Annotated in this window: 20 protein-coding genes and 1 pseudogene; 17 read left to right on the plus strand and 4 right to left on the minus strand. The window is 67.4% G+C overall.

Translation table 11 applies throughout. From position 1 onward, the window contains the following. The 4 genes from radA to QRO91_RS04995 all read left to right on the plus strand — a co-directional run. The coding region (gene radA, locus QRO91_RS04980) for a DNA repair protein RadA (RefSeq protein ID WP_099571634.1) at window positions 1–1,197 on the plus strand (1,197 nt) is incomplete at its 5' end. A gap of 202 nt (window positions 1,198–1,399) precedes the next feature. Next, entirely contained in the window at window positions 1,400–3,256 is a 1,857-nt protein-coding gene (locus tag QRO91_RS04985) for an ATP-binding protein (protein WP_197619861.1), read from the plus strand. 49 nt (window positions 3,257–3,305) lie between these two features. Continuing rightward, window positions 3,306–5,612 carry a tetratricopeptide repeat protein gene (locus tag QRO91_RS04990; RefSeq protein ID WP_049431195.1) on the plus strand — a complete coding sequence of 769 codons (2,307 nt, stop codon included), beginning with the start codon at window positions 3,306–3,308 and terminating at the stop codon, window positions 5,610–5,612. Between the two features lie 94 nt (window positions 5,613–5,706). Next, window positions 5,707–6,171: a DUF3828 domain-containing protein gene (locus QRO91_RS04995; RefSeq protein ID WP_049431198.1), complete on the plus strand. Its 465-nt coding sequence runs from the start codon at window positions 5,707–5,709 to the stop codon at window positions 6,169–6,171. 100 nt (window positions 6,172–6,271) lie between these two features. Here QRO91_RS04995 and QRO91_RS05000 read toward each other — a convergent pair whose 3' ends face one another. Further along, window positions 6,272–7,066, minus strand: coding sequence for an inner membrane protein YpjD (locus QRO91_RS05000; protein ID WP_049431201.1), 795 nt, complete (start codon window positions 7,064–7,066; stop codon window positions 6,272–6,274). Window positions 7,067–7,188: 122 nt separating this feature from the next. On the opposite strand from QRO91_RS05000, the gene ffh reads away from it, so the two are divergent. From ffh to QRO91_RS05050, 10 genes and pseudogenes are all read left to right on the plus strand, one after another. Continuing rightward, on the plus strand, window positions 7,189–8,565 hold the full coding sequence (ffh, locus tag QRO91_RS05005) for a signal recognition particle protein (protein WP_014036403.1): 1,377 nt from the start codon (window positions 7,189–7,191) through the stop codon (window positions 8,563–8,565). Between the two features lie 91 nt (window positions 8,566–8,656). After that, complete coding sequence (locus QRO91_RS05010; protein ID WP_049431204.1) at window positions 8,657–9,733, plus strand: nitronate monooxygenase family protein; 1,077 nt, start codon at window positions 8,657–8,659, stop codon at window positions 9,731–9,733. Beyond that, a pseudogene (locus tag QRO91_RS05015) lies at window positions 9,730–10,540 on the plus strand (aminotransferase class IV family protein). Before QRO91_RS05010 ends, QRO91_RS05015 begins: the two are co-directional and overlap by 4 nt. 99 nt (window positions 10,541–10,639) lie before the next feature. Beyond that, entirely contained in the window at window positions 10,640–10,900 is a 261-nt protein-coding gene (gene rpsP / locus QRO91_RS05020; RefSeq protein WP_005408594.1) for a 30S ribosomal protein S16, read from the plus strand. 44 nt (window positions 10,901–10,944) lie between these two features. Further along, window positions 10,945–11,457 (plus strand): ribosome maturation factor RimM, encoded by a 513-nt coding sequence (gene rimM, locus QRO91_RS05025; protein ID WP_049431209.1) that lies wholly within the window; start codon window positions 10,945–10,947, stop codon window positions 11,455–11,457. Window positions 11,458–11,465: 8 nt separating this feature from the next. Next, on the plus strand, window positions 11,466–12,224 hold the full coding sequence (trmD, locus tag QRO91_RS05030; RefSeq protein ID WP_049431211.1) for a tRNA (guanosine(37)-N1)-methyltransferase TrmD: 759 nt from the start codon (window positions 11,466–11,468) through the stop codon (window positions 12,222–12,224). Window positions 12,225–12,378: 154 nt separating this feature from the next. Then, window positions 12,379–12,780, plus strand: coding sequence for a 50S ribosomal protein L19 (rplS, locus tag QRO91_RS05035; protein ID WP_005415736.1), 402 nt, complete (start codon window positions 12,379–12,381; stop codon window positions 12,778–12,780). Between the two features lie 82 nt (window positions 12,781–12,862). Then, window positions 12,863–13,243, plus strand: coding sequence for a DUF6404 family protein (locus QRO91_RS05040; RefSeq protein ID WP_049431213.1), 381 nt, complete (start codon window positions 12,863–12,865; stop codon window positions 13,241–13,243). Between the two features lie 80 nt (window positions 13,244–13,323). Further along, window positions 13,324–13,758 (plus strand): DUF1801 domain-containing protein, encoded by a 435-nt coding sequence (locus QRO91_RS05045; RefSeq protein WP_049431215.1) that lies wholly within the window; start codon window positions 13,324–13,326, stop codon window positions 13,756–13,758. A 38-nt stretch (window positions 13,759–13,796) separates the two neighbouring features. Next, the gene (locus QRO91_RS05050) at window positions 13,797–14,204 is read left to right on the plus strand and encodes a DUF1801 domain-containing protein (RefSeq protein ID WP_197619859.1); all 408 of its coding nucleotides are present in this window, start codon (window positions 13,797–13,799) and stop codon (window positions 14,202–14,204) included. A gap of 73 nt (window positions 14,205–14,277) precedes the next feature. Here the strand turns inward: QRO91_RS05050 and QRO91_RS05055 are convergent, their stop codons facing one another. After that, window positions 14,278–15,750, minus strand: a complete 1,473-nt coding sequence (locus QRO91_RS05055) for an MATE family efflux transporter (RefSeq protein WP_049446980.1) — start codon at window positions 15,748–15,750, stop codon at window positions 14,278–14,280. A 62-nt stretch (window positions 15,751–15,812) separates the two neighbouring features. Between QRO91_RS05055 and QRO91_RS05060 the strand changes: the two genes are divergently transcribed. The 3 genes from QRO91_RS05060 to QRO91_RS05070 all read left to right on the plus strand — a co-directional run bounded on the left by QRO91_RS05060 (window position 15,813) and on the right by QRO91_RS05070 (window position 17,820). Further along, window positions 15,813–16,052 carry a hypothetical protein gene (locus tag QRO91_RS05060; protein ID WP_049446978.1) on the plus strand — a complete coding sequence of 80 codons (240 nt, stop codon included), beginning with the start codon at window positions 15,813–15,815 and terminating at the stop codon, window positions 16,050–16,052. 9 nt (window positions 16,053–16,061) lie between these two features. After that, a complete protein-coding gene (locus QRO91_RS05065) occupies window positions 16,062–16,469 on the plus strand; it encodes an RNA-binding S4 domain-containing protein (RefSeq protein WP_049446976.1) in 408 nt (135 codons plus the stop codon). 157 nt (window positions 16,470–16,626) lie between these two features. After that, a complete protein-coding gene (locus QRO91_RS05070; protein WP_285310300.1) occupies window positions 16,627–17,820 on the plus strand; it encodes a glycoside hydrolase family 5 protein in 1,194 nt (397 codons plus the stop codon). Window positions 17,821–17,931: 111 nt separating this feature from the next. Here the strand turns inward: QRO91_RS05070 and QRO91_RS05075 are convergent, their stop codons facing one another. Further along, a complete protein-coding gene (locus QRO91_RS05075) occupies window positions 17,932–18,534 on the minus strand; it encodes a DUF937 domain-containing protein (protein ID WP_049429956.1) in 603 nt (200 codons plus the stop codon). A gap of 107 nt (window positions 18,535–18,641) precedes the next feature. Beyond that, a complete protein-coding gene (locus QRO91_RS05080) occupies window positions 18,642–20,153 on the minus strand; it encodes a catalase (RefSeq protein ID WP_192840431.1) in 1,512 nt (503 codons plus the stop codon). Window positions 20,154–20,393 lie beyond the last annotated feature (240 nt).

A 20,393-nucleotide genomic window follows, 5' to 3' on the forward strand; every position in this document is an offset into this window, starting at 1 on the left:
CCGAAGATCACCGCCCTGAAGGACGTGGAGCAGACCGAGCACCGACGGGTCAGTACGGGCATCGGTGAGTTCGACCGCGTGCTGGGCGGCGGCCTGGTCGAGGGCGCGGTGGTGCTGGTCGGCGGCGACCCGGGGATCGGCAAGTCCACCCTGCTGCTGCAGGCAGTGGCGAAGATGGCGGCCGAACTGCCGGTGCTGTACGTCACCGGCGAGGAGTCGCTGGCGCAGGTGGCCGGCCGCGCGCACCGGCTGGAACTGCCACTGGATGGCGTCAACGCGCTGGCCGAGACCGGCGTCGAGTCGATCCTGCAGCATGCCTCCAGGGCCGGCCCGCGGTTGATCGTGGCCGATTCGGTGCAGACCCTGTGGACCGAGAGCCTGACCGCCGCGCCGGGTTCGGTCAGCCAGGTGCGCGAGAGCGCGGCGCGCTTGGTGCGTTTTGCCAAGGAGACCGGCACCGCCGTGTTCCTGGTCGGCCACGTGACCAAGGAGGGCGGCATCGCCGGCCCGCGCGTGCTCGAGCACATGGTCGATGCGGTGCTGTATTTCGAAGGCGAGAGCGGCAGCCGCTTCCGCCTGTTGCGCGCGTTCAAGAACCGCTTCGGCGCGGTGAACGAGCTGGGCGTGTTCGCGATGGGCGACAAGGGCCTGAAGGAAGTCTCCAACCCCTCGGCGATCTTCCTGTCCGGCGGCAGCACCCATCAGCCGGGCAGCTGCGTGATGGTCACCCGCGAGGGCACCCGGCCGCTGCTGGTGGAGGTGCAGGCGCTGGTAGATGCTTCGCCGCTGTCGAACCCGCGCCGTGTCGCGGTCGGCCTGGAGCAGAACCGGCTGGCCATGCTGCTGGCCGTGCTGCACCGTCATGGTGGCGTGCTGGTCGGCGACCAGGACGTGTTCGTCAATGTGGTCGGCGGCATCCGTGTGCAGGAGACCGCCGCCGACCTGCCGGTGCTGCTGGCGGTGCTGTCCTCGCTGCAGGACCGGCCGCTGGCGGAAAAGACGATTGCCTTTGGCGAGGTTGGCCTGTCCGGCGAGATCCGCCCGGTGCCCAATGGCGAGGACCGCCTGCGCGAGGCCGCCACCCATGGTTTCAAGCGTGCCATCGTGCCCAAGGCCAATGCGCCCAAGGGTGGTTCGGTGAAGGGCATGGAAGTGATTGCGGTGGAACGCCTGTCCGAGGCCATCGACGCGGCGTGATGCCCGTCCTGTAGGGCCGAGCCCACGCTCGGCTGCTTCTTGTAGAGTCGAGCCATGCTCGACGGGTGGTCGAACAGCAGCCGAGCATCGGCTCGGCTCTACACGTGTCCAATGCAGTAACGGTCAGCTTCCTTGTGCTAGTTTTTCCCGCTCGACGAAGACGCCCTCTGGCGTCTTTCCGTGCCCAGGAGTAAACGATTACATGCAGGACAACGCGCTCACCGCCCCCAACGCCGAAATCCGTCGTGCCGGGGTCGATCTCAATGGACTGATGACGGTGCTGGGCAAGCACCTGTACTCCACCCCGGTGGTGGCGCTGCGTGAGCTGGTGCAGAACGCGCACGACTCGATCATCCGCCGTCGCATCGAACAGCCGGGCATCGAAGTGCCTTCGCGCATTTCGGTACAGGTCGATGCCGCTGCCGGCGTGCTGCGCATCACCGATACCGGTGCCGGCCTGACCCGCCAGGAAATCCACGACTACCTGGCCACCGTCGGCGTCGGCTACACCCGTGGCCTGCGCCAGGGCGGCGAGGACGACGAAGGCCTGATCGGCATGTTCGGCCTCGGCTTCCTGTCGGCCTTCGTACTGGCGCGCCGGGTCAGCGTGCGTACCACCTCGTACCAGACGCCGGAGCTGGGGCATCTGTACGTGTCCAGCAATGCCGAGCAATACACCGTCAGTGAAGTGCCGGCGCGGTCGGTCGGTACCGAGGTGGAGCTGGAGCTGCATCCGGACTTCCTGCCGCTGGCCAACGAGGCGCGCCTGCATGAGGTGCTGGGCCGCTACTGCGCGTTGCTGTCCGAACCGATCTTCATCGGTGCTGCGGCCGAGGCGCTCAACCCCGAGCCGCCACCGTGGCGCGGCCAGGGCGACGTCGCTGTGCATCCGGTGCAGGCGCGGCGCCAGGCGCTGCAGTTCGCAGCGCGCTTCGAGCACGATTTCGAGCCGATCGTCACCGTGCCGTTGCGCGCGGATGGCAACAGCGATGCCACCGGCCTGCTGTGGGTGCAGGACGGTGCTACCTACGGCACCAGCGACAACCGCAACCTGTCGGTGTTCGTGCGCGGCATGCTGCTGGACGACGACGCCCGCGACCTGCTGCCGCCCTGGGCCGGCTTCATCGGCGGGGTGATCGAATCCTCGCGTCTCACGCCTACCGCCAGCCGCGAAGACCTGCAGCGCGACGACCAGTACCGAGCCGTGCAGCATGCACTGCTGGAAGCGCTGATCGACGGCCTGGCCGACGTTGCGAAGCAGCAGCCGGAAGCCTGGCGACGCGTTCTCACGCGCCATAATGAGGCCTTGCTGGGCGCGGCGCTGTGTGATGACCGCCTGTTCGAACTGCTGATGGAGCATGTGCGGGTACCGACCTCGCAGGGCGACCTGCCGGCCAGTGCGCTGCCGGCGCGCGGTGCCGTGCATGTCATCCTCGACAACGGCGGTGGTTTTGAAGAGATGCTGTTCCGCGCGATGGGCGTACCGGTCGCGCACGGCCATCGCTATGCGGTGGTGCCATTCCTGCGGCGCTGGGCCCAGGCCAAGGGCCTGCGCCTGGTCGAGCTCGGCACCGAGCAGGGCAACCGCGCACTGTTCCGCAGTGATGACAGCCTCGACGAGGCGCAGCTGGCGTGGCTGCGCGAACAACTGGGCGACGGCGAGCAGCTGCTGCCCGCACGTTTCAGCCCGGAGGCGCTGCCGGTGGTGGTGGTGCCCGACCGCGAGGCCGAGCTGAAGCAGCGGCTGGAAGACGACGAGAACGACAAGCGCGTCTCGATGGCCGCGCTGCGCCTGGCCCGGCAGTTCACCGCACGCATCGAATCGCGTGCACCGTCGCGGCTGTACCTCAACCTCGACAACCCGGCGGTGCAGGCACTGCTGCGCGCCCAGCGCGAGGGCCACCCACAGGCCGAGGCCGCAGCCCGCCTGCTGCGCTCGCTGAAAGTCATCGTCGCCGCGCAGGGCCGCCCGCTGGCACGCGCGACTGCTACGCCGGGCCCGGATCTCAATGGTGCCTTCACCGATATCGCCGGTGCCCTGCAGCAGATGCTGCGCTGAGCACCGCACCCTCTCATCCAGCCTTCGCTAGACAGGAGCAATTACCCCCATGGACATCTGGAACTGGGTCGAAAAGCTGCAGGGTGACCTGCGCCAGGCCGGCCAGGCGCAGAACGCGCACCTGCTGAACCGTCTCGCCGACGAGGTCAGTGAACTGCAGATCGACCGCGTCGATGCCCTGCTGCCCGAAGCACGCGCCCTGGGCAAGGCGCTGGACAACCCTTGGGTTGACGTCTATGTCGGCCACTGGGCGCTGCGCAACCGCGTCGGCAACCGCGTGGAAGGCGAGAGCGCACTCGGCGAAGCCGTAGCGCTGTTCGAGCGCGCGCACCGCGAGGACACCCTGGAATGCCCGCAGTCGATCTGCGTGACCCAGGACCTGGCCGCCTGCTACGGCAACATCGACGGCCCGGGCTGGGTGCCCGAGCGCATCGAGGTCTGCGACGAAACCCTTGGCCGCATCGACCCGAGCTGGGCCTGTTTCCAGTGCCTGAGCTGCGAGAAGGCCGATGCGCTGCTCGATGATGGCCGTGGCCAGGAGGCGCTGGATTACCTGCAGGTGCAGGCCGATGCCGTGGAAGCCTGTGGCAAGGAAGTGTTCGACAGCTTCCCCGAGATGCAGATCAAGATCCTGCTCGCTGTCGGCCGTGCCGACGAGGCACTGGCGCTGATCGAGAAGCGCGAGGCCGAAGTGGCAGCCTCCGGGGAGTACGAGCCGGCCAACTGCACGGTGCCGCGCCGCCTGTCCAAGGCCTGGGCGCTGGCCCAGCTGGGCCGCGACGAAGAGGCGCTGCAGCAGCTGGTGCCGTGGAGCGAGCTGACCCCGAACTACTGGCGCCTGTGGGCCAACACCGCCGCCGCGCTCTGTCAGCGGGATCCTGCGCGCAACACCTGGGATCTGGGCACGCGCTTCAACACCATCATCGAGCACTTCGCACGGGTCGGTTCGCACCGCCTGCTGATCGAAGTCGCGGCGCTGAGCCTGGAGCTGGCGCTGCAGCGTGGCGCGCGCTGGGTGGCACTGCGGCAGCTGGAACTTGCCCGCACCCATCTGGCGCAGCTGCGCCAGGATCGGGGTGCTGCGGCGCTGGTGGCAGGCCTGGCCGCGCGCATCGAGGCATTACCGGACGTCGCGCCGCTACCGGTGCCGGCGGGCGAGCTGCTGGCATGGCTGGACGCGCAGGGCGAACAGAACCAGTCGCGCGATCCCGAGCGCGAAGCGCAGTGGTTGCTGCAGGCGCATGCCGAGCTGCCCGATGACGAGGCGCTGGCTGACATGGCCGCCTCGGCACTGAATGCCTGCGGCGCGCAGGCCGAGGCGCGGTCGCTGCTGTGGCGGTTCGTACGCGGCCATACCCAGCACGATGGCCCCGCGGCCTACACGCTGATGCGCTGGCTGGCCGAACAGGGCGATGACGACGGACTGCGCCAGCTGGCCGATCTCTATCGCGGCAGCGTGCCGGTGTTCGCGCACTGGTGCGAGGTGCAGCGTGCACGCCGTGTGTCCGACTGGCCGGCGCTGGAGCAGGCGGCCCGATCGCTTCTGGAGCTGTCTCCGGGCTCGCACGGCGCGCGTGGCACGCTGGCGCGGATGTACATGGAAACCGGCCGCTTCAGCGAAGCACAGGCCTGCTATGCGCAGCTGGTTGAATTGCTGGAAGAGCCGAATGCCGCGCATTGGGACCACATGAGTGCCGCCAGCGCGGCGCGCGACTGGGACGCCGTGCGTCGCTCGGCGACGGCGATAGGCATGGAATTGTCCAGCCAGGACGGCGTGGTCGAGGAGCCGTGGGGATGGGTGATCATCCGCAGCGAAGAGAACGGCGAACCGATGGAGTACTACGCCCGTCGCAGCGGTCCGGTGACCGCGCGCATCGTCGAGAACGCGCCGTCCAACCGCGCCCAGCAGGTGGGTGACTGGGTGGTGTTCGATGCAGCGCTGGTGCATCCGGCCCCGGAGGAAGAAGAAGCGCGCGAGCATTTCATCCCGACCTATGCGCAGGTGCATGTGCTGGAGCGCGGCGGCTTCGCCCGCAGCTGGATGATCGATGGCGCGCACCCGGGCGAAGAGGCCTGGAATGCCTTCGTCGAGGCGGCCGAAGCACAGGGCTGGAAGGTGTGGTCACACAGCCGGCCGGACTACACCGTCACCGACCCCGATGTGGAAGACGGCACGGTGCCCGGCCTGCTGTTCACCGTGGCACAGCCGCAGGACCATGCACCGCTGGCACTGCATCGCTTCCTGCAGCGGGAAACCGCGACGTGGCCGCATCCGCATTGCTGGCTGCGTCTGGCCGAGGCCTGCGACCAGGATCGCCAGCCGCACCTGGACGTGATCGAGCGCTACGGGCTGTAAGTAGAGCCGAGCCTGCGCTCGGCTTATGCTGGGACGCAGCCGAGCATGGGCTCGGCTCTACAAAAGATCGCCATCACGACCAGAGGGATTGGACATGCGAAAGACAGGGATGCTCGTGATCGCCGGCCTGCTGCTGGCGCCCGCCGCACAGGCCGCGCCCACCTGCCAGGAGCCTGCCGCTGTGGCCCGCGCCTTCTACGAGGCAACGACGGGTGATGGCGACCTGCTGGAGCCGCCACCGGCGCTGGTCAGTCCCGCCTTCGGCAAGGCACTGCGCGGCGAGCGTGCCTGCCAGGAACGCGAACAGGGCATCTGCACGATCGATTCCGATCCGTGGCTGGATGCGCAGGACGGCGACATCGAAACCCCGGTGCGCTACAGCTGGAAAGCGGCCTCGGCGAATTCCGGCCAGGTCGAGATGCGCTATTCGGTTTGGGAGAAGGCCTACGTGACCCGCCTGCCGATGGTGCGCCAAGCGCAGGGCTGCTGGCAGGTCGATGACATCCTCACCAACAGTGGCCGTTCGGTGCGGAAGATCCTGGCCCAGCCGCTGCCTTGATCGTCTGCGGCATCCACGCAGGGCGTGGTTCAGTTGCCGGCCAGCGGCCGGCACTACCAGGTGATGTTGGGGTGGGTGCCGACCGTTGGTCGGCACGCCTCTACCGCGTATGCCCAAACACCAGTTCGATCACGAACTGGCTGCCGAAGAACGCCAGCAGCAGCAACAGCATCGCCGCCAGCGTCCAATGCACCGCCTTCATGCCGCGCCAGCCGTAGCGACGGCGGCCGATCAGCAACACGCCGAATACGATCCATGACAACACGCTCAGCACGGTCTTGTGCACCAGCTTCTGCGCCAGCAGGTCATCGACGAACAGCACGCCGGTGACCAGGGTCAGGGTGAGCAGCGCGAAGCCGACGGTGATTACCCGGAACAGCAGGGATTCGAGGTCGGCCAGCGGCGGCAGTGCGCGCAGCCACGGGCGGAACTCACGACGGCGCAATGCACGCTCCTGCAGCCACAGCATGATCGCCAGCAGCGCGGCGATGCTCAGCGTCGCGTAGGCCAGCAGTGCCAGCCAGGCATGACTGGCCAGGCGCCAGCCCAGCACCTTGCTCGGTTCGTGGCCGTAGCCGTGGTAGGCCAGCAGCAGCACCCCGGCCAGCGGGAACACGACCACGCCCAGCGCCGACATCCGCCCGCGCGCGCCGACCAGCGAGGTCAGCCAGGCCATGCCCAGGCCGACCAGCGACAGCGCGGCGAAGAAGTGCATGTCCGGGCCGCCGTTGGTGCGCATTGCGACCAACACGTGGTAGCTGCCATGCAGCAGCATCGCCGGCAGGGCCGGCCACAGCCAGGTGGGCGCGCCAGGGGTTCCATCGCGGCCGAGCGCGCGCACCAGCAGGGCACTGGCAGCCAGGTACAGCAGGACGGCGATGAGAACGATTGTCATCGTTGCAGTTTCGCATACCCCCGCGGTGGTGGCGACGGCCGCAGCGTCGCAGCCCGGGGGCAGGGGCGGACCCGTTATACTGTCTGCCTTATTGTCCCCCGCTTTCAGACAGGTTGCGCCGCATGTTCGAGTCCCTGACCCAGCGCCTTTCCGGCACCATCGAGCGCCTGCGTGGCCGTGGCCGCCTGACCGAGGAGAACATCCGCGAGGCGACCCGCGAGGTCCGCATCGCGCTGCTTGAAGCCGACGTCGCACTGCCGGTGGTGCAGGCCCTGATCGAGCGCATCAAGGTGCGCGCGGTCGGCCAGGAAGTGCTGAAGTCGCTGACCCCGGGCCAAGCCCTGATCAAGGTCGTGCGCGACGAGCTGACCGCGGTGATGGGTGCTGAAGCCAGCGACCTGAACCTGAATGTTCCGGCCCCGGCCATCATCCTGATGGCGGGCCTGCAGGGCGCCGGCAAGACCACCACCGTGGGCAAGCTGGCCAAGCACCTGAAGGAAAAGCGCAAGAAGAAGGTGATGGTGGTCTCGGCCGACGTGTACCGTCCGGCCGCGATCGAGCAGCTGAAGACCCTGGCCGAGCAGGTGGGCGTGCTGTTCTTCCCGTCCAGCGCCGACCAGAAGCCGGAAGCCATCGTCCGCGCCGCCATCGACGATGCGCGCAAGTCGTTCGTGGATGTACTGCTGGTCGATACCGCCGGCCGCCTGGCCATCGACGAAGCGATGATGGCCGAGATCAAGGCCCTGCACGCGGCGGTGAACCCGGCCGAAACCCTGTTCGTGGTCGACGCCATGACCGGCCAGGACGCGGCCAACACCGCCAAGGCCTTCGGCGACGCGCTGCCGCTGACCGGCGTGGTGCTGACCAAGACCGACGGTGACGCCCGTGGCGGTGCCGCGCTGAGCGTGCGCTACATCACCGGCAAGCCGATCAAGTTCGTCGGTGTCAGCGAAAAGCCGGAAGGCCTGGATGTGTTCCATCCGGACCGTATCGCCAGCCGCATCCTGGACATGGGCGACGTGCTGTCGCTGGTCGAGCAGGTCGAGCAGCAGGTCGACAAGGACAAGGCCGCCAAGCTGGCCGAGAAGGTCGCCAAGGGCAAGAAGTTCGACCTGAACGACATGCGTGACCAGCTGGAGCAGATGCAGAACATGGGCGGCATTGGCGGCCTGATGGACAAGCTGCCGGGCCTGGGCAACATCCCCGACCATCTGAAGCAGCAGGTCAGCCAGGGCAAGGAAGTGCCGCGCATGATCGCCATCATCGGCTCGATGACCAAGAAGGAACGGCGCAACCCGAACCTGCTCAATGGCTCGCGCCGCGCGCGCATCGCCAAGGGCTCGGGCGTGACCCCGGCCGACGTCAACAAGCTGATGAAGCAGTACATGCAGATGGAAAAGATGATGAGCAAGATGGCCGGCGGCGGCATGAAGGGCATGCTGCGGAGCATGAAGGGCATGATGGGTGCCATGGGCGGCCGTGGCATGCCGTTCCGTTGATGCAGCGACGGGGCCGGCGCGCATTGCGATCCGGCCCCGGTCACAATGACTGGCGTATGCTGGGCGGCGACTTCTCCAACGGGTATGTCGCGTGAACGCATCGCCGATTCTTGAACGCGCCGACACCTTCTGTCGGCGTTTTTCATTGCAGCTTCCGATCCTGCTGGCACCTATGGCCGGCGCCTGCCCGGTACCGTTGTCGGCCGCGCTGGCCAATGCCGGCAGCATGGGGGCAATGGGCGCGGTGCTGTCGTCATCGGCCGATATCGGTCGTTGGATGGAGGACTTCCGCGCGACCTCCACCGGCCCGGCGCAGGTGAACCTGTGGGTGCCGGACCCCGTACCTACCCGTGACGTTGCCGCCGAGGCCGCCAGCCGCGCTTTCCTGGCGCAGTGGGGCCCGGACGTGCCGGCCAGCGCCGCCGATGCCACGCCCGCCGACTTCGAAGAACAGTTCGCCGCACTGCTGGCCGCGCGCCCGGCGGTGGCCTCGACCATCATGGGCGTGTTGCTGCCGCGCCACGTGCAGCAGCTGAAGGACGCCGGCATTGCCTGGATCGCCTGTGCGACTACGCTGTCCGAAGCGCGTGCCGCACAGGACGCCGGTGCGGACGCGGTGGTGGCGCAGGGCATGGAGGCCGGTGGCCATCGCGGTGCGTTCGATCCGGCAATGGCCGAGCGCCAGCTGGTCGGCCTGTTCGCGTTGCTGCCGCGCCTGGCCGATCACCTGCAGATTCCAGTGATTGCCGCTGGCGGTATCGCCGATGGCCGTGGCATCGCGGCCGCACTCACCCTGGGGGCCAGCGCCGTGCAGATCGGCACCGCCTTCCTGCGCACGCCCGAAGCGGCGATCGCCTCGGCGTGGGCCGATGGGCTGGCCGCCAGCGAACCGGAAGATACCTGGCCGACCCGCGCCTTCAGTGGCCGCCTGGGCCGCGGCCTGGCGACACCCTATGTACGCGCGGCCGCTGCGGAAGGCGCCCCGGCGCCGCGTCCGTATCCGGTGCAGCGCGGCCTGACCGCGCCGATGCGCAAGCAGGCTGCGCAGGAAAACCGCCTGGCGGCGATGCAGGCCTGGGCCGGGCAGTCGGCGTGGATGGCGCCGGCACAGCCGGCCGCCGACGTGCTGCGCGGCATGTGGGAACAGGCGCAGGCACTGCTGCGATGACGCTGACCTGTAACGGCCTGCCGGCACAGGTCGAGGATCTGCTGCCGGCGCTGGTGAACTACGGCCACTTCACTTCGCTGCAGGTGCGCGACCACGCCGTGCAGGGACTGGACCTGCATCTGGCGCGGCTGTCGCAGGCCACGCGCGAACTGTTCGGCAGCGAGCTGGATACGGCGCAGGTGCGGGGTTGGATGGCGCAGGCGCTGCGGCAGGCCGGCCTGGGCGATGCCTCGCTGCGGGTGACGGTGTACTCGCGTCGCTTCGATTTCCGAAACCCGCTCGCGGCGGTGCAGGTGGACGTGCTGGTGGCGGTGTCCGCGCCGGTGACGCTGACCGCCTCAAAGCGCGTGCGAAGCGTGGCCTGGCAGCGTGAACTGCCGCAGCTCAAGCATGTGGGCACCTTTGGCCTGTTCGCCGAGCGTCGCGCGGCGATGGCGGAAGGATTCGACGATGTGCTGTTCGTGACCGCCGAGGGCGACGTGAGTGAAGGCAGCACCTGGAACCTGGCTGTGCACGATGGTGAACGGTTGCTCTGGCCGCAGGCGCCGGCCCTGCGCGGTACGGCCGAGGCGCTGCTGAAGCGGCACTGGCCGGGCCCGCAGGCCACGCAGCCTCTGCAGCTGGCGGATCTGGCCGGTGTGAAGGCCGCCTTCGCCTGCAACGCCAGCGGCCTGTGGGCGCTGGAGGCCATCGACGGGCATGTCCTGCCCGGCTCGCAGGCCTTGGCTGAACAGGGAAGGGCGGTGCTGGCGGCGGTGCCTTGGGACAGATTGGGGTGATCCCTTTTGCGGCGCAAAAGGGATCTGACCCCGGGAGTTCACCCCTGGGGTTGGCTCGGCCGGGCTCTGCCGCTATAATCGCCCGCTTACCTCGCCATCCTGGCGACTGGGCAATAGGAAAAACACCATGGTCAAGATTCGACTGACCCGCGGCGGCGCCAAGAAGCGTCCGTTCTACCACATCATCGTCACCGACGTGCGCAGCGCGCGCGACGGCCGCAACATCGAGCGCGTTGGTTTCTACAACCCGGTCGCCCAGGGCGGCGAGAAGCGCATCGAGCTGGACCTGGCCCGCGTTGACCATTGGGTCAAGAACGGCGCCCAGCCGACCGACAAGGTCCGCAACCTGATCAAGGAAGCGACCAAGTCCCAGGCCGCTGCGGCCTGATCCTGACGGGCCACGCTTCGGCGTGGCCCTCTTGGTTGAAGCAGATGAAAGATATCGAGCGCCGCATCCTGCTGGGCAGGGTTGTCGGCGCTTTTGGTGTGCGCGGCGAGATCAAGCTCGAGTCCTGGACCGAGCCACGTTCCGCCATTTTCCGTTACCAGCCGTGGATCGTGCGCAGCCCGTCCGGCGTGGAAACCACGATTGAAGGTGTGCGTGGCCGCGACAGCGGCAAGCACCTGGTCGCCCGTTTCCCCGGTGTCGAGGACCGTGATGCGGTCGAAGCGATGCGCGGCACCGAGATCTACGTGGCCCGCAGTGCCCTGCCGCCGCCGAAGCCCGATGAGTATTACTGGGTGGACCTGGAAGGCCTGGATGTGAAGACCACCGAGGGCGTTGCCCTGGGCCAGGTCTCGCACCTGTTCAGCACCGGCGCCAATGACGTGGTGGTGGTCCGGGGTGACCGCGAGCGGATGATTCCGTTCGTGCAGCCGGACTTCGTCAAATCGGTCGACTTCGAGGCCAACCTGGTCGTGGTCGACTGGGATCCCGAGTTCTGAGTGTGAGCATGCGTTTCGACGTCATCACCCTGTTCCCCGAGTTCCTCGCCCAGTCCGCCGGACTGGGCGTGGTCGGGCGCGCGCAGGAGAAGGGGTTGTTCAGCCTGCATGGCTGGAATCCCCGTGATTACGCCGAAGGCAACTACCGCCGGGTGGACGACCGTCCGTTCGGCGGTGGCCCGGGCATGGTGATGCTGATCGAGCCGCTGCAGGCCTGCCTGCAGGCGATCCGCGACGCTGATCCGACCCCGGCGCGGGTGATTTACCTCAGCCCGCAGGGGGCGCCGTTGACCCAGGCCAAGGTGCGGGAACTGGCGGCATTGCCGCGCATGGTCCTGCTCTGCGGCCGTTATGAAGGCATCGACGAGCGTTTCCTGGAGGCCAATGTCGACGAGGAGATTTCCCTCGGCGACTACGTGCTGTCTGGCGGCGAACTGGGTGCGGCAGTGATCATCGACGCCGTGGCCCGCCTGCAGGACGGGGCGCTGAACGACGCTGAATCGGCCGCCCAGGACAGCTTCGAAGGTGACCTGGGCCTGCTCGACTGCCCGCACTACAGCCAGCCGGCCCAGCACCCGCTGGGTGACGTGCCGGACGTGCTGCGCTCGGGCAACCATGCGGCCATCGCCGCCTGGCGCCGCCAGCAGTCGCTGGTCCGTACCGCCCAGCGGCGCCCGGACCTGCTGGATGAACAGGCGCTGGGCAAGGCTGACCGCAAGCTGCTGGAACAGGCCCGCCAAGCCCAGAGACAGAAGGCCGACCCCTAGCGCAGGGCCGGCTTTATCGGCTATCATGGCTAATTACCGCCAGCCCCGGCCGGCGCGCGCAGTACCCACAACAAACGTGCAGCACAGTCCGGTGACTGCATGAGCCTACGTTGTCGACACGACACGCCCACCCGAACAAGAATCGGTGTAACCCATGAGCAAGCTGAACAAGTCCATCGTCGCGGAATTCGAATCCGCCCAGATCACCCGTGAACTGCCGAAGTTCAGCCAGGGCGACACCGTTGTCGTCAACGTGAAGGTGAAGGAAGGCAGCCGCGAGCGCGTGCAGGCCTACGAAGGCGTCGTCATCGCCACCAAGAACGCCGGCCTGAACTCCTCGTTCACCGTCCGCAAGATCTCGCACGGCTACGGCGTCGAGCGCGTTTTCCAGACCCACAGCGCCATCATCGACTCGGTCGAAGTGAAGCGTCGTGGTAAGGTCCGCGCCGGCAAGCTGTACTACCTGCGTGGCCTGGAAGGCAAGGCTGCCCGCATCAAGGAAGACCTGGCTGCCGCTGCTGCCGCCAAGGCTGCCCGTCTGGCCGATAAGGCCTGATAAACAACTTCGGTTGTTGCCGCGACGGCCACCTTCGGGTGGCCGTTTGCGTTTCCGGCATCGCATCGGCCACGATCAGGTGATGAACGACATCAATCCGCGCTATCCCGCCGTGATCCAGTCGGCGTTGCGCTTCCTCGACGGCAAGGGGCTGGCGCGCGTGCAGTCGGCGCCGCTGCTGTACCGCCTGCTATGGCGCCTGGGCATTGCGCTGCCGCCACCGATCCTGGCCGGCTTCGGCATCAATGCGCTGGTGCAGGGCCTGCTGTTCGGGTTGTTCTGGACCGCGCTGATATGGCTGATGCTGTGGCAGGGCAGCGAGCGCCCGCTGGCGCTGCTGCTGGTGGCCGGTCTGTTGGCCGGCGCGCTGTTCGGCGTGGTGATGGCGGCCCTGATGCGCTCGCTGCGCCGCCACCGCAAGCTGCCGGACTGGCGGCAGTTCCGCGCGCGGCAGGCGGACTGAGCTGATGGCGCACCGCGCCGTGACCAGCAGGCGCGCGTCGCGCTAGGCTGCCGGCATCATCCCGATGGACGTGCCGTGCGATGCCCGCCAAGCGAACCGCACCCTCCGCCGCCCCAACACTGCTGTCCGGCGGCAACCCGCAGATCGCCAAGGGCGAGGGCAATGCTCCGGTGCAGGCCTACATTGCCGCCATGCCGGACTGGAAACGTCCGATCGGCGAACAGCTGGATGCGCTGATCGAACAGGCCGTACCCGGCGTGCACAAGGCGGTGAAGTGGAACTCGCCGATGTACTCGGTGGCCAGGGGCGAAGGCTGGTTCCTCAGCTTCCATTGCTTCACCCGCTACATAAAGGTCGCGTTCTTCCGCGGCGCCGCGCTGAGGCCGGTGCCGCCGGAGCCGTCCAAAAGTGCCGATACGCGTTACCTGCACATTGAGCAGGATGGCGTGCGGGATGAGGCACAGTTCCTCGACTGGGTGCGCCAGGCGGCCGCATTGCCTGGAGAACGCATGTAATTCCACCGTTACGATCTCCTTGCCGACGAGAACCGCTGATGACCACGCACGCGCCGAACCCTGACGACGCCGGAACCACGGCGGCTGAACTGATCGATGCGCGCATCGCCGAGCTGGGCGACTGGCGCGGCGAAACGCTGGCCCGCGTGCGTGCATTGATCCATGAGGCGTTGCCTGACGTGCAGGAAACCTGGAGGTGGCGTGGCACGCCGGTGTGGGAGCACAATGGCATCCTGTGCACCGGCGAGACCTACAAGCAGGCGGTGAAGCTCACCTTCGCCAACGGTGCGGCGCTGGCCGATCCGAAGGGCCTGTTCAACGCCAGCCTGGATGGCAACACGCGGCGTGCGATCGACATCCATGAAGGTGCGATGCCCAATGCCGCGGCGTTGAAGGCGTTGTTGCGGGAAGCCGCGAAATTCAACGCCGCAAAGAAGAAACGCTGACCGCTTCCTGTAGAGCCGAGCCCACGCTTGGCTGGGGGGCCATGCCTGTGCGGGCCAACGGTTCGCACCCACCTCACCGCGGCGGAGTGGCATCCAGCGCGGCGTCCGGATCGGCCACCGGCGACGGCGGACAAGCCGGAATCTCCGACGGCGTGGCCAGTTCCTCGGCGTGGGAGGGCTTGCCGATCATCTTCGCCTTGCGCCAGCCACCCCAGCGGTAATACGCCAGCGACAGCAGCATCGACACGAACGAGCTGACCGGGAAACTCCACCAGATCGCGTCGGCGCCCCAGTACGGCTGCAGCAGTTCGGCGAACGGCACACGCACGCCCCACAGCGAACCGGCCAGGATCAGCAGCGGCGGAATCACCGCGCCAGTGGAGCGCACCACGCCGGAGATGACGAAGCTGACACCGAAGAACAGGAACGAGCCGATCACCACGTGATTGAGGTGGCGGGCGATGTCCAGCGCCTGGCTGGCCGGAGGCAGGAACAGCGCCAGCAGCTGCCGGTCGAACACCACCAGTGGCAGGATCAGTGCGCCGGTCAGCAGGAAGTTGAACAGCACGCCCTGGCGCGCAGTGCCGCGTACACGGTCCCAGCGCTGCGCACCGACGTTCTGTGCGGCCATCGACGAGCACGCTGCACCGATCGCCATCGCCGGCATCTGCAGGTAGTTCCACAGCTGCAGCGCGGCGCCATAACCGGCGCCGGTATCGGTGCCGTATTGATTGACCATGGTCATCAGCAGGATCACCGACAGCGAGATCAACACCATCTGCAGGCCCATCGGCACGCCCTTGAGCACCAGTGCCTTGAGGATGGTCAGGTCGAGCTTGAACAGGCGCATGTCGGCGCGGCCCAGCCACAGCGTGTGGCGCTTGTGCCGCATGTACAGCAGCAGGCCGGCCAGCGAGAGCGTCTGCGCGACCAGGGTGGCCCAGGCCGAACCGGCAATGCCGAGCGCGGGGAACGGCCCCATGCCGAAGATCAGCACCGGGTTCAGCACGATGTCCAGCGCCACCGAGACCATCAGGAAGCGGAACGGCGTGCGCGAATCGCCGGCACCACGCAGCGCGGCGGTGAGGAAGGCGAACGCATACAGCGTTGGCATCGCCAGGAAGATGATCCGCAGGTAGGCCTCGGCCAGCGGCAGCGAGGCGGCTGGCGTACCCATTGCCGCCAGCAAGGGGTGCGCCATGAACCAACCGGCAATGGCGATGATCACCGACAGGCCGATGAAGAAGGTGGCGCTGGTGCCGACTACGCGCCGCGCCTGCGCGATGTCGCGCGCGCCGATCGCCTGGCCGATCAGGATGGTCGAGGCCATGCCGAAGCCGAACACCGAGCCGATCAGGAAGAACATGATGTTGTTGGCGTTCGCGGTGGCGGTCAGCGCCGCCTCGCCGAGGAAGCGCCCGACCCAGACCGCATTCACCGATCCGTTCAGCGACTGCGCGATGTTGCCCGCCAGGATCGGCAGGGAAAACAACAGGAGATTGCGGCCGATCGGGCCGGAGGTCAGGTCAAGCGGCGCTTTGGCCATGGAGTGGTGATCGAATCCCGGGAGGCGCACACTAGCACCAAGCCGGTTTGCGGGATGTGGCAATGCATCAACGACTGCAGGTGACGCGGGCTCTGGCGCTGGCCTTGATCGGCGCCGCACTGGCCGCATGTTCGACAGGTGACCGGCTGGGCGATACCCAGGTGCGGCCGACCGACCGCCCCGAGTGCTTGGTCGGCAGCCAGCGCCAGGATCTGTCCGCGGGTGTGCCGACGCTGATCGGCGGCACCGGTTGCCGGACCGACCCCGACCATCCGCGCCCTCTGAACAAGCCACCGGAGTAGTCCAGATCGATGCATGAACTTTCCCCGCTGTCGCCCAGTGTCCGCCTGGACATCTGGCTGTGGGCGGCCCGTTTCTTCAAGACCCGCAGCCTGGCCAAGCAGGCCATCGAAACCGGCAAGGTCAGCGTCGCCGGCCAGCGTCCGAAATCCTCGCGCGCGGTGCGCGTGGGCGAGCAGCTGCAGGTGGATCGTGGCGAGGAGCATTTCGAGATCCAGGTGCTGGGCCTGAGCGATCAGCGCGGGCCGGCCCCGGCGGCGCAGCAGCTGTATGCCGAGAGCGAGGCCTCGAAGGCGCGTCGTGCCGAGCAGCGTGCGCTGCGCATCGCCGCACGCGACGGGTTCCAGCCGCCGGAGCACAAGCCTGACAAGCGCGCACGTCGGTTGATCCGCGCGCTGGGTGACCTGGACGCGCTTTGACGGTAGTTGCCCACCTTGGTGGGCGTTGTGCCTGGCTGCCAACCAAAGTTGGTATCTACCGGTTCATGGCCGCGCGGCGTGCGCTGTGCCGCGCGCGCTCAGCTACCGTTCGGCTTGCGCCCCGCAGGTTGGATCTTCCTTCTCATGGAAGATCGCAATGCGCCTGCGCCGCAGCCTGCTGTGCCTGACCCTCGCCACTGCCGTCCCGGCGTCCGCCGCCGACATCACCTTCTGGGATATGCCGCAGCGCGGTGGCAACAGCTTCAACGAAGCACCACCTGACCGTGCCTATTTCCAGGCGTTGCGTGACACCGGCGCGACCTGGGTACGGCTGAGCCCGGACAAGTGGAAAAGTGCCGGCGGCCGCGATTTCCTGATGGGCGACGCCGACGATTACCAAGGGCTGGTGCAGGCGGATGTGGCGACCCTGCGCCGCGCGCTGGATGACGCCAATGCCGCGGGCCTGAAGGTGGTGCTGGTGCCGCTGTCGCTGCCCCTGCTGCGCTGGAAGCAGAAGAATGATGGCAGGGTCGACCCGCGCCTGTGGCAATCCTTCGACAACCACGTTCCCGCGCGGCGCTTCTGGAACGACCTCGCCAAGGCATTGAAGGGCCATCCCGCGCTGGCCGCCTACAACCTGATCAACGAACCGGTTCCCGAATACGGTGCTGGCCTGGCCGAGCATGCTTCAGCAGAGGCCATGCGCCAGTGGTACACCGGTGTGCAGGACGGACCGCGCGATCTGCGTCGTTTCTATTCGGAACTGATCGCCAGCATCCGCGCGGTCGATGCGGACATGCCGTTGATGCTGGATGCCGGCTGGTACGCCGCTGCCGACGGTTTCAACTACTGGCCGGCGCCGCTGGCAGACGCGAAACTCCTGTACAGCGTGCACATGTATGAGCCGTATGCCGCCACCAGCGCGCCAAACCAGAAGCGCACCACGCCGTATCGCTACCCGGGCGTGGTGCCGTTTGGCGAGCACAGCGAACGCTGGGATGCCACGCGTGTGCGCAGTTACCTGCAGCAGCCGATGGACTGGGCGAAGACGCATGGCGTGGGGGCCAACCGCATTGTGGTGGGCGAGTTCGGTTGCATGCGGCGCTGGCCCGACTGCCAGCGCTACCTGCAGGATGTGCTGCAGGTGCTGGAGCAGGAAAAGGTGCATTGGGCGTTCTACGCCTTCCGCGAGGATGCCTGGGATGGCATGGACTACGAGCTGGGCGACGGGCCGCTGCCGTGGTCGTACTGGCAGGCGCAGGAGAAGGGGAAGACCGTGGCACCGCCGCGTTCGATGCAGGCGCCGTTGCTCGCACCGATCCTGGAGCGGCTGAAGGCAGGCAACCGGTAAGACGCCGGGCATGGCCCGGCGCTACCCATTGAAATTCCGATCATGCGCTCGGCGGATACCAATCAACGCGACGCCCCGATAGCGCCGAGCCATACCCGGCGACATCTTCGGTCAGCGCTTGCCACCGAGCAGGTTGCCGCCCAGCTTCAGCAGGTCGCCCACACCCAGCTGGCCATCGCCGTCCTGGTCCAGCAGGCTGCCAAGCAGACCACCGGCGAGACCGCCCTGCTGCTGCACCTGCTGCTTCTCCTGGCCCAGCGCCTGGCTGAGCGAGCCGGCATCGGCCTGGCCACCGCCGAGGCGCTGGGCGAGGAAGGCCATCACGATCGGGGCGAGGATCTGCAGCAGCTGGCTGGTGCGGCCGCTGTCGAGCTGGGTGGCCTGGGCCAGGCCGGTTTCCACCTTCTGCTGGCTGCCGCCGAAGATGTGGCCGAGGATGCCTGCACCGTCACTGGCGGCACCACCGCCACCGCCGCCCAGCACCGAACCGAGCACGCTGCCCAGGTCCAGCCCACTGTGGTTGTTCTGCAGTGCGCCGAGCAGCGCCTGGGCGCCCTGTGGCTGCGAGGCGTTGTTGCCCAGCGCGCCCATCAGCACCGGCAGTGCGGCACTGATCGCACCGGAGGCCTGGGTGTCGCTGATGCCGAGCTGCTGCGACACCTGCTGCAGCGGGGCGCCCTGCAGTTTGGAGAGAAGTTCATCGGTCAGGCTCATCAGGGGGCTCCTTGATTGGGTTTGGGCGTGCAGACGATACGACGCGGGCCGTTAAAACGGCGACGCCGCCCCACAGGGGGGCGGCGTGCGTACGGGCGGAGGGACGGTCAGAGCTCGATGTCTTCCGCGCCCGGGGTGGCGGCCGGGAAGTCGGTTTCCGGCTGCGCCGGCTTGAACGGATCCGACGGCTGGCTGGCCAGCGCCTTCAGGGCCGCGGCCACACCGGCGCCGTAGGCCGGGTCGGCCTTGCTGCAGTTGTCGATATGGCGCTGCTTGATGAAGTCCGGCGCATCGCCCAGGGCGCGGGCGGTGTTGGCGAACAGGCGGTCCTTCTGGGCCTGGTTGTAGCTGCGGAACAGGGCACCGGGCTGGCTGAAGTAGTCGGCGTCGTCTTCACGGAAATTCCAGAAGTCGGCGTCGCCGCGGATCTTCATCGGCGGCTCGCGGTACTGCGGCTGTTCCTGCCACTGGCCGTAGCTGTTCGGCTCGTAGTGCGGCAGGCCACCATAGTTGCCGTCCACGCGCATCGCACCGTCACGGTGGTTGCTGTGCACCGGGCAGCGTGCGGCGTTCACCGGAATCTGGTGGTGGTTCACACCCAGGCGGTAGCGCTGCGCATCGGAATAGGCGAACAGGCGCGCCTGCAGCATCTTGTCCGGCGACGGGCCGATGCCCGGCACCAGGTTGCTCGGTGCGAATGCCGACTGCTCCACGTCCTGATACCAGTTGACCGGGTTGCGGTTCAGTTCGAACTGGCCCACTTCGATCAGCGGGTAGTCGCTCTTCGGCCACACCTTGGTCAGGTCGAAGGGATGCACGCGATAGGTTTCCGCCTCCAGCTCCGGCATGACCTGGATGAACAGCTTCCACTTCGGGAAATCGCCCTTCTCGATCGCGGCGAACAGGTCGCGGCCGTGGCTTTCGCGGTCATGGCCGACCAGGATCTGCGCCTGCGCGTCGGTCAGCGATTCGATGCCCTGCTGGCTGACGAAGTGGAACTTCACCCAGAAGCGTTCGCTGTCAGCATTGGTGAAGCTGTAGGTGTGAGAGCCGAAACCGTGCATGTGGCGGAAGCTGCGCGGGATGCCGCGGTCGCTCATCACCACGGTCACCTGCAGCAGGGCTTCGGGCAGCAGCGTCCAGAAATCCCAGTTGTTTCGCGCGCTGCGCAGGTTGGTGTGCGGGTCGCGCTTGACCGCCTTGTTGAGGTCGGCGAACTTGCGCGGGTCGCGCAGGAAGAACACAGGGGTGTTGTTGCCGACCAGGTCCCAGTTGCCTTCTTCGGTGTAGAACTTCAGTGCGAAGCCGCGGATGTCGCGCTCGGCGTCGGCGGCGCCACGCTCACCGGCCACGGTGGTGAAGCGGGCGAACATCTCGGTCTGCTTGCCGACCTTCTCGAACAGCTTGGCGCGGGTGTACTTGCTGATGTCGTGGGTGACGGTGAAGGTACCGAACGCGCCTGAGCCCTTGGCGTGCATGCGGCGCTCGGGAATGATCTCGCGGTTGAGGTTGGCCAGCTTCTCCAGCAGCCACACGTCTTCCATCAGCAGCGGGCCGCGCGGGCCGGCGGTCTTGCTGTTCTGGTTGTCCACCACCGGTGCGCCGAAGGCCGTGGTCATCGGCGTGACCGGGTCATCGCCATGCTTTTGCCTGGGCGTGGTGCTCAGCTCGCGCTGCTGCTCGGCGCCCTGCTCCGGCGACGGGGCGGTGTGATACGGGCACTTGGCGTTGTTGTTGTCGGACTGGCTCATCGGCTGGCTCCTGGTGGCGGTGAAGACGTGGGAAAACATCTTCACTCGACTGTAGCTAGGGCCAGATGAAATGAATAATCGATTGATCCGTTCAGATTGATAGATTCT

Origin of the sequence: Stenotrophomonas maltophilia group sp. Smal32 (genome assembly GCF_030237085.1) — a bacterium.
In the GTDB taxonomy this organism is placed as follows: Bacteria; Pseudomonadota; Gammaproteobacteria; order Xanthomonadales; family Xanthomonadaceae; genus Stenotrophomonas; species Stenotrophomonas maltophilia_Q.